This window comes from Geofilum sp. OHC36d9 (assembly GCF_052400685.1).
Taxonomy (GTDB): domain Bacteria; phylum Bacteroidota; class Bacteroidia; order Bacteroidales; family Marinilabiliaceae; genus CAZHHH01.
Genome location: NZ_JBQTGJ010000003.1, coordinates 316,060 through 329,339, shown reverse-complemented (window position 1 = coordinate 329,339; position 13,280 = coordinate 316,060). Strand labels below are relative to the sequence as shown.

Below are 13,280 nucleotides of genomic sequence, written 5' to 3'. Positions count from 1 at the left end.
CTTTTTTGTCTGGGAAGCCATGTAGGTATCTACACGGCGTCCTTTTTTGTCTGGGAAGCCATGTAGGTATCTACACGACGTCCTTTTTTGCCGGGAAAGCCATGTAGGTATCTACACGACGTCCTTTTTTGCCGGGGAAGCAATGTAGGTATCTACACGAGGTCCTTTAACAGATTTCGGAGATTTATACTCCGCTATGTTTTTTGCATCAAAAAAATCCCCGGAGGGTTGCTCCGGGGATTACTATCAGGCGTTTTTGAATGGCCTATTCCGCTGCATCATCTTCATCATCTTTGTCGGAACTATTGGATCGTTTTTTAACAGTGATGTTGTTGTTCGAAATAATTTGATTGACAACTTCGCCAAACTCACTGTAATTCTCCTCATCGACGGCAACCATTGCCCGCAAGTAAACCACCAGCTTGTTGTTGATGAGCTGAACAATTTGTTTTTTAATTGTGGTGGCATTTTCCACGGAAGTTTCTTTGGCTTTTTCTTGTTCGAAGAGGAGGTCACTGGCCTCAAAGGCTGCCTGTGCCGTTTTAATATTAGCCAGACTTTCGGCTACGCCCGATAAAAGCGCAATGTTATCCGTCATTTCGGGGGTGCTTAAATCGGTAATCATGGAATTAACCAGCGACGATTGGGTGGCGTAACTATCTGAAATAGTTTTTAGTCCGTAATGGTTAAACACAGACATCACTTTTTCAGCTGCCGACTTAATGCTGTTGTCGAAGTGGTGTGTGTAACCCAGCACCTGGTAATAAAAGCTTCTGATGGAATTGTCGCGTAATTCGTCTTTTTCTTCCAGTTCCGATTCGCTTTTTATGCGGTTAATGGCATTGTTAAAAGGACCGGAGAGTTCCTGAATCGATTTCATGATGGCCGACAGGTGGGGGTCGTCTGTCAGGCCTGAACTTCTGTAAGCCGATGAAATAAGAGATGCTGATGCATCGACCTCTGTCATGCGGCTCGTTTGTATGATTTTTTCAATCATAGGTGGGTGTTTTTGAGGTTAATAAAATATTGAACTGTGAAACAATACACAAAATTTATAAAAAATTTTAAAAATGTCAAGATTAAAATGGGATGGGGGTGTGGTCGTCTGAAAAAGGCATTATTAATTTTTGGCTTTAGCCCTTTCAGGGCAATGAAACCATGGAATATCATAACACAGGGCGATGCCCTGTGCTAATGCTACAAGGCTTTCAGCCTTGGACAATATCATGGTATGAGGTCCTGAGGGCAAATCAAAGCTTACATATACTGATTGGTTGTTGTATTTATAATACTCTCCTAAACCCTCACGCATGCCCCCTGACCCCCTTGAGGGGGAACCGCCTGCGCGCAATGTGGCGGGGCAATAAGAATCCGTTTTATTCGGGATAATTCGCGTCATTCGTTGACAAAAATGAGCGCACAAAAAAATGGTATTTTCTTGCTGACTCATTAATAGGCAAATGCAAATACTTTATTATTTTTCGGGCTGAAAGCCCAACTAAATTCAGCCCAATGGCAACGCCTTGGGTAGAAAAACATCGACCTAATTAGCACCCTGAAAGGGCAAATCAAACCTTCCTATCTGATTTTTTCAAAACCGCCTACGTATGCCCCCTGACCCCCTAACCCCCTTGAGGGGGAACCGCCTGCGCGCAATGTGGCGGAGCACAAAAAAATTCGCGTTAATTCGCGTTAATTCGCTGACAAAAAATGGCTTTGGGAATATGATATCAACTACGTGGTCAAATATGGATGTATTAATTTTTGGCTTTAGCCCTTTCAGGGCAATGAAACCATGGAATATCATAACACAGGGCGATGCCCCGTGCTAATGCTATAAGGCTTTCAGCCTTGGACAATATCATGGTATGAGGTCCTGAGGGGAAATCAAGTTTTCGGTGCTGATTGTTTGGCGTATTTCCAATATTTACAAAACCCCCTCACGCATGCCCCCTAACCCCCTTAAGGGGGAACCGCCTGCGCGCAATGTGGCGGAGCACAAAAAAATTCGCGTTAATTCGCGTTAATTCGCTGACAAAAAAAAAGAGTGGGTGACACCCCGGTCAGATTGTGTAAACAACCACCTATAAGCCCTGAAAGGGCGACAAGCAACAGCATAGGGCAACGCCCTATGAATATGAACGACCCTATAACATAGCCCTGTAAAGGCGTAAGCCAGACAGTGATACAATTTATTCCAGGGGTGGCTATAACATATAATATTAAAAGAAATTATCGGGTAGACCGACCACACTAAAATATGTCTTTAGAAACAGGAGATCAATTGCGGCGTAAATATGAATAAATCTGTTTTTGGCTTTAGCCCTTTCAGGGCAATGAAACCATGGAATATCATAACACAGGGCGATGCCCCGTGCTAATGCTATAAGGCTTTCAGCCTTGGACAATATCATGGTATGAGGTCCTGAGGGGAAATCAAGTTTTCGGTGCTGATTGTTTGGCGTATTTCCAATATTTACAAAACCGCCTCACGCATGCCCCCTGACCCCCTTAAGGGGGAACCGCCTGCGCGCAATGTGGCGGAGCACAAAAAAAATCGTGTTAATTCGTGAAAATTCGCTGACAAAAAATGGTGTTTTCTTGCTGACATTAGTTAACAGGCTGAAGCAAATACGTCATTGTCTTTTTTTCACTTTTATTAAATACCGGCCATAGAAAGCCGCAATGACCAATGCCAGAAATCCTTCGATTAAAACCGTCATTTGCACGCCAATGTAATGAGAAACAGCGCCGATCAGCAGGCTTCCAAGGGGCATTGTTGTCGATAATATCATCAAATAAATACTGATCACCCTGCCACGAAAACGATTGGGAACATGGATCTGAACGATGGTATTACTGATGGTTCTCACCGACATCATACCAAATGCGCCAATCGTAATAAACAGCAAAGCCATCGGTAAAATCACTATCTGCGAAAAGAGCGCCAGTGCCACCCCGAATATCACGGTGTTGATGGCCAGTACTTTGCTTAGGTTAGCACTTTGTCTTAACGAGGCTAAAAACAAAGCGCCTATTAGCGCCCCAAATCCAATCACCCCATCAATTATTCCCAGGGTAGAAGCTGAGCCGTGAAAAATATCTTTGGCAAAAACAGGGGTGAGTGTGGTAAAAGGCAAAACCAAAAAACCCATAATACTAACAAAAATGAGGACTGAATTGATCTCGGGTTTGCTTTTTATATAATTGATTGCTTCGGTAAACTCTTTTTTCAGGTTCTTATCTGCGTTTGGTTTTAACTTTGGTTTTGGTAATTTCATTAAGAGCAATGTAAAAATTACCGGAATAAAACTGACGGCATTCAGGCCAAAACAGACGGTGTCGCTGAATTTCTCCAATACAAAACCGGCAATGGCAGGACCAATCAGTTTTGCCAAATTACCCATGGACGAATTTAAGGCCAAAGCATTGGGTAATTCGGCTTTATTGGTAACTAAATCGCGTATTAATGATTGACGTGCCGGCATATCAAATCCATTAATGACACCCAACACGGCACTTAATATAATGATGACCCAAACGGCAAATTGTTTGAAAAATACAATTGACAGGGTTAATAAAATGGCCTGTAACAGGGATAGTACCTGCGTTGATAATAAAACTTTATAACGGCTGTATCTGTCGGCGACGATGCCGCCATACAGCGACACCAAAGCGGTTGGGAAAAGGGTTGCAAAAACCGATACCCCTAACATGAATTTGGATTGTGTTAAAGAATAAATAACCCAACTGACAGCTGTTTTCTGCATCCAGGTTCCCATTAGCGAAACTGACTGTCCAACAAAAAACAACCGGTAGTTTCGATTTTTGAATGAACTGAATGTGTGATTTATCATTTTACAAAGAAATTGCTTTTAGCCCGACAATAAAACCAATTTATGTAGAAAAACAACAGTTGTTTTAATTAAGAGAAAGAAAAAGCGACTTTAAATAATTCTGCAATCGTTGTGTAGTTTATTTTATAAACTAAGTGTTTGAAATAAAAACACGCTCCCTGACCCCTGACCCCCTAACCCCCTTGAGGGGGAACCGCCTGCGCGCGATGTGGCGGAGCAAAAAAAAATTGCGTTAATTCGTTGACAAAAAATGGTATTTTCTTGCTGACACATTAATAGGCAGATGCAAATACGTTATTGTCTTTCGGGCTGAAAGCCCAACTAAATTCAGCCCAATGGCAACGCCTTGGGTAGAAAAACATCGATCTAATTAGCGCCCTGAAAGGGCAAATCAATACTTACATACTTATTGGTTGTTATATTTTCCAACATTTTCAAATCCCCTCACGCATGCCCCCTAACCCCCTGAGCCCCTTGAGGGGGAACCGCCTGCGCGCGATGTGGCGGAGCTCAAAAAATTCGCGTTAATTCGCGTAATTCGCTGACAAAAGAGAACGTAACGAAAAAATGGTATTTTCTTGCTGACTCATTAATAGGCAAATGCAAATACTTTATTATTTTTCGGGCTGAAAGCCCAACTAAATTCAGCCCAATGGCAACGCCTTGGGTAGAAAAATATCGACCTAATTAGCACCCTGAAAGGGCAAATCAATACTTACATACTTATTGGTTGTTGTATTCTCCAATATTTTCAAATCCCCTCACGCATGCCCCCTGACCCCCTGACCCCCTTGAGGGGGAACCGCCAGCGCGCGATGTGGCGGAGCACAAAAAAATTCGTGGTAATTCGCGTTAATTCGCTGACAAAAATGAAGGATAAATCAAGGATTTTATACTGATTGGTTGTTGTATTATCCAATATTTTTAAACGGCCCTCACGCATGCCCCCTGACCCCCTTGAGGGGGAACCGCCAGCGCGCGATGTGGCGCAGCAATAAAAATTCGTGGTAATTCGCGTTAATTCGCTGACAAAAAAAGAGCGGATGACACGCCGAAGTGGCAAATCAAGTTTTCGGTTTGGCGATAATCAGTCGTTCAGAATTTGGGCGGAGGTGGTGAGTTGTGCGCCTTGTTTTTCCATATTCATTATGGCCTTTTGGGAGTCGTTGGGGTGGATGTTGACGCCTTTGGTGGCGTCGGTAATGAGAGTGGTTGCGTAACCCAGCTTAAGCGCATCGAGCACGGTGTAGTATACGCAATAGTCGGTGGCCAGTCCGGCAACATACAGGCTGGTAATGCCGTTGCGCTTCAGGTAGACCTGTAACCCTGTTTCTTTTAAATGGCCATTATCGTAGAAAGCACTGTACGAATCAATGTCAGGATCGGTCCCTTTAAATATCACATTTGATAAAAGAGATTGATTAATCCGGGGCGAGAGCTCGGCTCCGGGACTACCTTGCATGCAGTGATCGGGCCATAGTATTTGTGTCAGCCCATTTAATTGTATCACCTCACCGGGTTGTTTGTTAACGTGGTTGGAGGCAAAACTACCATGATTAGCCGGATGCCAGTCGCGTGTTGCAATAATACAGTTGAATTTATGCTGGATATTATTGATGACCGGAATAATATGATCGCCATCGGGCACACCCAAAGCGCCGTTCGGCAGAAAATCGTTTTGGATATCAATGAGAAGTAGTGCTTGCATCTGTTTATAATTATTTTTTGAAACTAAGACAAATATTTCTTTTTATAAAAAAGAATTAGTTCCATGCGTCGGTTGAATAATTGTTGTTCCAGCCCAACGGGATAGATGTGAGGATTAACCAATCGGCGGTGCGTTTTGTCTAACAACGAAAGACCTTCTTTTGTTCTGTTTTGAAGTTGTTGAACACTTTCGTGTGTGCCGATGAAAGTTCCGTTTTTTATAATGGGCGTCAGTAAATCGGCTGAATGGGTGTCCTTCATATCGATGGTTTTAGTCCGAACAGGGTCGGCCGGGTCGATAATAACAGTTTTTGAAGGCAGCGTATCCCTTTCATCATAAATCATATCGCAACAGAAATCATTGTCTTTAAAAAACCGTTTCACCTGTTGAAAGCCGGGTATATTAACTTTTATGGACTGTTCCGACAGTTTGATGCGGTCTTCCCATTGGTTGGGTTTCGTTTCGATGGCCGAGAGTTTGTAAACGCCACCCAGTGCGGGTTGGTCATAGGCCGTAACCAATTTTGTGCCCACGCCCCAGATGTCGATGGGCGCTTCTTGTTGTTTTAAACTGGTGATGAGATGTTCATCCAAATCGTTGGAAGCAACAATTTTCATAAATGGGAGGCCTGCCTCGTTGAGCTTTCGGCGGGCCAGCTGACTCAGGTAGGCGAGGTCGCCCGAATCCAACCGAATACCATTAATCTGATAACCATTGGCCAGCATTCGCTTGGCCGTTTTAATGGCGTGATCGATGCCAGTAGGGGTGTGGTACGTGTCGACGAGCAATACGGTATTGCCGGGCATGGCGTCGGCAAACGTATCAAAGGCCGTCTGTTCCTCATCAAAAGCCTGCACCCAGCTGTGGGCATGCGTTCCCAAAGCCGGTATGTTGTATTGTTTGGCGGCCAGTACGTTGGAGGTTCCGGCCGCGCCTCCAATATAGGCAGCACGGGCGGCCGACAGGGCGCCGTCGATACCCTGGGCACGGCGTAAGCCAAATTCCATGATGGGATCGCCTTTGGTGGCCAGAACGATACGGGCGGCCTTGGTGGCTATCAGTGACTGGAAATTAATGAAGGTCAGCAGTGCCGACTCCACCAGCTGGCATTGAATGATGGGGCCGGTGACCCTCAGCAATGGCTCATGCGGGAATACAATGGTGCCTTCGGGCACGGCATGCACATCGCAGGTAAACGACAGCTGTGACAGGTATTTTATAAATTCTTCATCAAACATGGGTTGTCCGCTTTGATCCTTTAAGGTCGACAAATAGCCCAACTCTTCATCCGTAAACGAAAAATGATCCAAAAATTCAACCACCTGATCCAGTCCGCAGGCTATGGTGTAACCACCCTTAAAAGGGTTTTCCCTGAAAAATAAGTGAAACACCGCCCGACGGTTGTGTAAATTATTTTTCCAAAAGCCATAGGCCATGGTTAGCTGATACAAGTCGGTGAGCAGAGCTGATGTTTGCATGAAATTATGTTTTGATGAAGTTATACCCGTGTAAATGTGAGAAAAAACAGACCCGAAGACAAAATTTTTCTCATCCGTTCAATGTTTTTTATTGAAACGATTGGTTTACGGTCTTTGTATTGGTAATTGCCATAAGCGATACGTTTTGTTTTTAGCGCATCTGCCGGGCCTGTTTTTATTGTCTCAATAATTTACTGGTCAAAATGTGTGAGGCGGATAGTTTTTTTGGCAACAGCGACCAATGACTGGCGCGGGCCGGACAAATATCAATGCCACCCCGTCGGGTATAGATGCAGGTTACCATTAATTCTTCGGGCTTAAAACGTTGCCACAAACGCTGGTATATCATTTCGCATATTTCTTCGTGGAAATGGTTCTCACTGCGAATGGAAACGATATATTTCAACAGACTGTTATTCCCGGGCAAAGCAGCCCCTTTCAGATATATAAAAACCGAGCCCCAGTCGGGTTGATGTGTTATTTTACAGTTGCTGCGTAGCAGGTGAGTCGCTGTTTTAAGGCTGCCACCATGACCACATGACAAAAGCAGATCGGGATTTTCGGCGAAAGTATCAAACGTAATTTGTTCTGCGTCCGGACTCTCTTCCAAAAGTGAATAGTCGGGAAAATCAGACGTTTGTAATGACGTGTTATGATTAAAAAACGACAGTTGGGTGTTACATTTCAGAAGTTTATCGAGGTCGTTTTTAATAATATCAAGAACCTTTTTCACGCCTTCGTCGCGGTTGTTGCCATACCGCTCCATATTGAAGGCATTGAGGTAGAGTTTCAGCGATTTGCTTTCCACCAAAAAGGGGCTGTCGGCGGGATAAACAATTTTCAGAACGCCTGTAACCGGTAGTCCTTTGTTTGTGAGCAGACTTAATTCGTAGGCGTGCCAGGCATCGATACCCACAAAAGGAAGCTGTTCATTTTTCAGATCATACATTTCGCGGTTGAGAGCGCGCGGCACTGCCACCAATATTTCAGGTTGGTAATGGTTGGGATAATTGACCTGTTTTCCCAATACCTTTGCTTCAGGTAGCTCGTTTTTCATAGTAGCGTGATTATTGATCGGTCATCGGGCTAAACACCGGCTATGGCGCCAAATAAATCGATGTGAATTCGTGAGGTATAGCGCCAGCCATTACGAATGGCCATCTCAACCACCAAATTAGTCGTTTGTTTCAACTCTTCCTGATTAGCTCCCAGCGGCATTAACATGATATCTTCGGGTTGCCAGCCGGTTAGTCGTTGCAGATATTGCTGAATAATTTCCTGTTCATCGGTTGCCCTGGCTACAACAAATTTTAGCTGTATCGCTTTATGATTTGATCGTGAGAAATCGATGAATGACTGGAGTGCTTTGAGATTGTAACGTTTTTCGGCATGAAAATCGGCAGGGCCATTCATTTTCAGTCCCAGTGCTTCCATCTTTTTTGCATTGGGCGTTGCGTTGGTCAGCTTGGGCGACACACTAAACAGGTCGATGTATTGCGCCAAATCATCGTCGAACAACGTGCCATTGGTTTCCATGGTCAGATGCAGGCCGAGCTCCTGCTTGAGCCTTTTGGCCAGCATCGTCAGCGGTTTTTTTTGCAGCAAAGGCTCTCCACCTGTCAGTACCAGATGCTTCAGGTTTCCCTGATTCTGTTTTATCAGTTCAAAAACGGTGTCAACACTCAGTTGTTGTATGGTTTTCACCTCGAATGAGGCGTAGGGCGTGTCGCAACGGCTTAAGGTGCCGTCGGGTAACTCCCAGATGCAACGAAGATTACATGACGCCAGCCGCACAAAAAGCGAGGGCACACCAGCCATAATTCCTTCGCCCTGAATGGTTCCCGACACAGAAAGGCCCGTCGCCGGGCGGTCGTTCAACCGATTTCCTTGCGCGTCTTTGGTGATGGGAAAAACGCCTTCGTTGGCCAGCACCAGTTGACTGTTATCCATCTTCATATTAAATTTTCTTTGATTTGATGGCGGGGTCTGCCATCCCGGCTTTTCTAAATGCTTCTGCGCGTAGCAAACAACTGTCGCAAGTGCCGCATGGTTCATCACCCCCGCGATAGCAGCTCCAGGTATTTTCGAAGGGGACTCCCAGTTTTTGCCCTAAAAGAATTTCTTCCGTTTTCGTTTTATGTATGAACGGGGCGTGAATGGTAATGGGTAGTCCTTTTTCGGCGCCCATCACGGTGCCCTGGTTAATCGCCGTTTGCATGGCGTTGATGAAAGAAGCCCGGCAATCCACATAACCGCTGTAGTCGACTTCGCTTACGCCGATAAATATGTCCTGAGCACCAATGGCTTCGGCGTAGGAGGCGGCCACAGAAAGAAATACCATATTGCGGGCCGGGACGTAGGTCACAGGAATATCGGTACGGCTGATGTCGCCATCTTCCACATTCATATTTTTGTCGGTGAGGGACGAGCCGCCCCATTGTCCAATGTTAATGGAGACCAGCCGGTGATTTTGAACGCCTGCTTTTTGGGCCAGAATGGCCGCTCCTTTAATCTCTTTGTCGTGCCGTTGACCGTAGTTAAAACTCAGGGTGTGGGGTTCAAAACCTTCGCTCCTGGCCAGCCAAAGCGCTACGGCCGAGTCTAACCCGCCCGATAATAATATAACAGCCTTTTTGCTCATTTTTTATGATATTTATAGACAAACCGCGCCTGCCGGCAAAATGATAATCATCAAAGTAAATAGTGTCAATTCTTTCGTTTCGCTCGCTTTCAATATGATTTTTTACCAATGTAAATTCACATTTCTTGAGCGGCGTAAGCCTTGAATTTGAATTTTTCAGCTCAAATTCCCGACTTTCTGAACAGACACTAAATAGCAAGCAACAGGTTTCATCCGACTTATAAACAATAATTAGTTTTTTAAACAATCAGCAGGATGAATGCAAACAGAACCTCGTCTTAAATAAACAGCTAAAGGCAACGTGGAGTAGTATTGAGATGTATTGAAAAACATCTGCAAAAGCAGAATGGAAGGAGGTGAATAGACATTCAACCCTTTCATCGGCATTTTTGCGCATGAACGCCATGGCCCATAGTTTTATTTAAAGACAGGATGGTTTCGAACTGTCTGTATTCATTAGCGGCGCAAAGATAACTGATTTTGCGCACCCAACCATAAAAAAACGTGAAATAACGTGGGCGTAAATTTTCAGCAATTTTGATGGTTGTCTTTAAAAATTCCGGAAGGGTGTGTTCATTCTGGGCGGTATTGTGGGAAGGGGGGCTTTTAGCTTATTTTTTAAGACATCTAGCTAATTAGTGTCTGTCCATAAACTAAGTTTTTAAAGTATAAAGTTAAAATACAAGGCTTGTGAGGTCATAAAAATCAAGGCGTTTACTTTTCGTAAATGACTGTTTTTATGACAAGCATAACGCAGAAGTTGACTTTATAGACAAACACAAATTAGGCTTATTCGCTGTAAATCATAACAATTTTAATAGGATGCTGTGACTCAGGCAAGAGAGATATACTACAAAAAGTCCTGATTTGAATTTGGTAAAGTAAACCGATTAGTTAACTTTACGCAATGATTAGAAAAGTAATTGTATATAAGGATCACTTTGTAAACTTTTACAAAAATCAGGATTCCAAAATTAAAGAGAAAATTGGATATGTTCTTGATTTAATAAGATTTGAAAGCCAAGTACCAACGAAATTTTACAAATTACTTGAAAATACAGATGGAATTTGGGAAGTTCGGGTAATCACAACTTTTAAAAGTATTCGGATTTTATGCTTTCAAGACAAAGGATCCCTTGTTGTGCTAACCAATTGCTTTCTTAAGAAAACCCGTAAAACTCCGCAAAAAGAGATAAAGATGGCTGAAAAATTAAAAAAAGAGTATTTGAAAGAAAAATATGGAGGACAATAAAATGAAACGAGCCATGAGTGTAATTTCACACACAGAAGTATGATTAATTCCGGCGAGTTCCATATGGCAACTGAAAGACAAATTATAAACATATGAAACGAACATGAATTTTAGCATTCTAAAATACACACAGGAGAATGATTAAAATTCATCGAGAGTTCCATATGACCATTGAAAGATAAATTTAAACATATGAAACGAGCCATGGGAATTGATTCACACACAGAAGTATGATTATCCCGGCGAGTTCCATATGGCAACTGAAAAACAAATTATAAACATATGAAAAATATAACTGATTTTGAAGACTTATTAATTGACAATTTTGGTGTAAAAGGCACTCCATCTAGAGATAAGTATGATGCTGATTCATTATCTTTTAGACTTGGAGTTATGCTCAAGGAAGCCAGAAAAGAGGCTCAAATTACTCAGGAGGAACTGGCAGAAAGGACAGGAACAAAAAAAAGTTATATATCGAGAATTGAACGTGGACAAAGTGACATCCAAATTTCAACATACTACAAATTGATTGAAATTGGATTAGGGAAACATTTAAATATCTCCATAGGATAAAGCTACGGCGTGCCAACAGACGGCCAGGAAGCAATGGGTGGCGCTATACTATTTTATAGTCACGGCATGTTATTGCCATGGTGAAATCCAGTTTTAGTTACAAAACTTTCTCCTTTTACACATCCGTTTTGACAATTATTAATTTTCAGTAATTTAGATTGTTGTTTAAAAAATATCCGGAAGGCTGTGTCAATTTTTGAGGCGGTGTTATTAAAGACAATCAGACTAGTCTTTCTTTAGATGACTAAATTACCGCACAAACCCAAAAAATAGAACAATTAAAACAGCATAAAAAGGGCTTGATGCAAGGTTTGCTTTTGTCTTTGCAACGTCATTCGGAGGAGAGTCAGAGTCCTCTGAAAATTGAGATTGCGGATCAAGTCCACAATGACGTATAGGATGAAGCCCGCAACGCTGTCATTGCGGACCCTGATCCGCAATCTCCAATAAAGAACAAAAACAAAGTCAACGTAAATGACACAAAAAGAAAAACATGAAAAACAAGGAGTCTCTCTTTGAGAGACTGTACTCTCAACTCAATCCAAAGCACAATCTATAATATACTGCGATTTTTCATTTTTTGATACCCATCCACGTTGCTTTGTGCCACCAACCTTCAAGAGGCCCGCGTTTGTGGCCATTCATCCACCATTTTGAAAACAGGGTTTGCACAATTGCCAGAGTCATACCGATGAGCAGGCAATGGGTGGCACTGGTGTATTGATACAGCCCCAGTCCGAAGCCATAATAGATAAAAGAACCGAGTATGCTTTGAATCATGTAGTTGCTTAGACTCATTCGGCCAACAGGCGACAGTTTGGTTAACCATGCAGCCGATCTTTTAAACCTGAAAAGAATGACAAACAGGGCGACCAAAATGCTCATAAAGGCAAAGTTAGACCACGAAGTGATGATGACGCCCAGCCGAAGTCGTAACGCCTCAGCAAACGGCCATCCGGATACGGACGATTTTAGATAAAACAAAGGGATAAAAGCGATGACAGCCAGCAATAATGTTCTGTTCCAGAATTTATGATTGGACGACGTCATGGCGAAACGATTTTGACGCCCCAACAACATGCCTGACAAAAATAAGGCGGCCGTCTGAAAGTAACGTCCGTTTTCGAGCGACCAATACAAAACGGCTGTGCGTCCATTGGTGAGATTACCCCATGCGGCCTCAAAAAAAGAACCGTTGGAAAGATATTCGCCAATTTTATGAAAGTATGTGCCTGCTTTTGCCACCGGGCCTGTGTAGTCGGGGTTCAATACTATTTTAATGAAATAGAACCACTCCAACGGCTGAAGCATTAAAAAGATGGCGGCAGATAACACGATGGCGTTGCTGAGCTTTCGGAATGGAACCATAATAACACCAATAACTGCATAAATTGCCAGTATATCACCTTCGAAAAAAATGGAATTGATAATACCAAATCCCAGCAATAACAGAAGACGCCACAGAAAACGTCCGCAAAAATCTTCGCCTCGTTTTTGCCGGTTGTTGTACTGAATAAAAAAGGTGACGCCAAACAGCAATGCAAAAATAGCATACGATTTTCCGCCAAACAGGAAGAATAAACTGTCCCATATAATCTTATCGAGGGATGAAAGCCATGCCGGCAGATGTTCAGGTATAAAATAAAAATCGAAATGCTCAATGTTGTGGAGAAGCATTATTGAAATAATGGCAAAACCTCGCAGCGCATCAACCACATTTAGCCGGTCCGGAGATGTATTGGGGATTGACTTCATTGGGTGTTTGTTTATG

At 43.1% G+C, this 13,280-nt stretch carries 11 protein-coding genes; 2 read left to right on the top strand and 9 right to left on the bottom strand.

Annotated elements, in window-relative coordinates; genetic code table 11:
- Nucleotides 1-265 precede the first annotated feature (265 nt).
- The 8 genes from ACT3CD_RS06260 to queC all read right to left on the bottom strand — a co-directional run bounded on the left by ACT3CD_RS06260 (nucleotide 266) and on the right by queC (nucleotide 9,684).
- Nucleotides 266-997, bottom strand: coding sequence for a DUF6261 family protein (locus tag ACT3CD_RS06260; protein WP_444643975.1), 732 nt, complete (start codon nucleotides 995-997; stop codon nucleotides 266-268).
- A gap of 123 nt (nucleotides 998-1,120) precedes the next feature.
- A complete protein-coding gene (locus tag ACT3CD_RS06255; protein ID WP_444643973.1) occupies nucleotides 1,121-1,399 on the bottom strand; it encodes a hypothetical protein in 279 nt (92 codons plus the stop codon).
- Between the two features lie 1,237 nt (nucleotides 1,400-2,636).
- Complete coding sequence (locus tag ACT3CD_RS06250; protein WP_444643971.1) at nucleotides 2,637-3,857, bottom strand: MFS transporter; 1,221 nt, start codon at nucleotides 3,855-3,857, stop codon at nucleotides 2,637-2,639.
- Nucleotides 3,858-4,944: 1,087 nt separating this feature from the next.
- Entirely contained in the window at nucleotides 4,945-5,565 is a 621-nt protein-coding gene (gene pncA, locus ACT3CD_RS06245; RefSeq protein WP_444643969.1) for a bifunctional nicotinamidase/pyrazinamidase, read from the bottom strand.
- A 23-nt stretch (nucleotides 5,566-5,588) separates the two neighbouring features.
- Complete coding sequence (locus ACT3CD_RS06240) at nucleotides 5,589-7,043, bottom strand: nicotinate phosphoribosyltransferase (RefSeq protein WP_444643967.1); 1,455 nt, start codon at nucleotides 7,041-7,043, stop codon at nucleotides 5,589-5,591.
- A gap of 175 nt (nucleotides 7,044-7,218) precedes the next feature.
- Nucleotides 7,219-8,100, bottom strand: a complete 882-nt coding sequence (locus ACT3CD_RS06235; protein ID WP_444643965.1) for an NADPH-dependent 7-cyano-7-deazaguanine reductase QueF — start codon at nucleotides 8,098-8,100, stop codon at nucleotides 7,219-7,221.
- Between the two features lie 29 nt (nucleotides 8,101-8,129).
- Nucleotides 8,130-8,999: a 7-carboxy-7-deazaguanine synthase QueE gene (locus ACT3CD_RS06230; RefSeq protein WP_444643964.1), complete on the bottom strand. Its 870-nt coding sequence runs from the start codon at nucleotides 8,997-8,999 to the stop codon at nucleotides 8,130-8,132.
- 1 nt (nucleotide 9,000) lies between these two features.
- Nucleotides 9,001-9,684, bottom strand: coding sequence for a 7-cyano-7-deazaguanine synthase QueC (queC, locus tag ACT3CD_RS06225; protein ID WP_444643962.1), 684 nt, complete (start codon nucleotides 9,682-9,684; stop codon nucleotides 9,001-9,003).
- A 907-nt stretch (nucleotides 9,685-10,591) separates the two neighbouring features.
- Between queC and ACT3CD_RS06220 the strand changes: the two genes are divergently transcribed.
- Both ACT3CD_RS06220 and ACT3CD_RS06215 read left to right on the top strand, forming a co-directional pair.
- Entirely contained in the window at nucleotides 10,592-10,936 is a 345-nt protein-coding gene (locus tag ACT3CD_RS06220; RefSeq protein ID WP_444643960.1) for a type II toxin-antitoxin system RelE/ParE family toxin, read from the top strand.
- A 282-nt stretch (nucleotides 10,937-11,218) separates the two neighbouring features.
- The gene (locus ACT3CD_RS06215; protein ID WP_444643958.1) at nucleotides 11,219-11,509 is read left to right on the top strand and encodes a helix-turn-helix domain-containing protein; all 291 of its coding nucleotides are present in this window, start codon (nucleotides 11,219-11,221) and stop codon (nucleotides 11,507-11,509) included.
- A gap of 573 nt (nucleotides 11,510-12,082) precedes the next feature.
- Here ACT3CD_RS06215 and ACT3CD_RS06210 read toward each other — a convergent pair.
- Nucleotides 12,083-13,264 carry a DUF418 domain-containing protein gene (locus ACT3CD_RS06210; RefSeq protein ID WP_444643956.1) on the bottom strand — a complete coding sequence of 394 codons (1,182 nt, stop codon included), beginning with the start codon at nucleotides 13,262-13,264 and terminating at the stop codon, nucleotides 12,083-12,085.
- Nucleotides 13,265-13,280 lie beyond the last annotated feature (16 nt).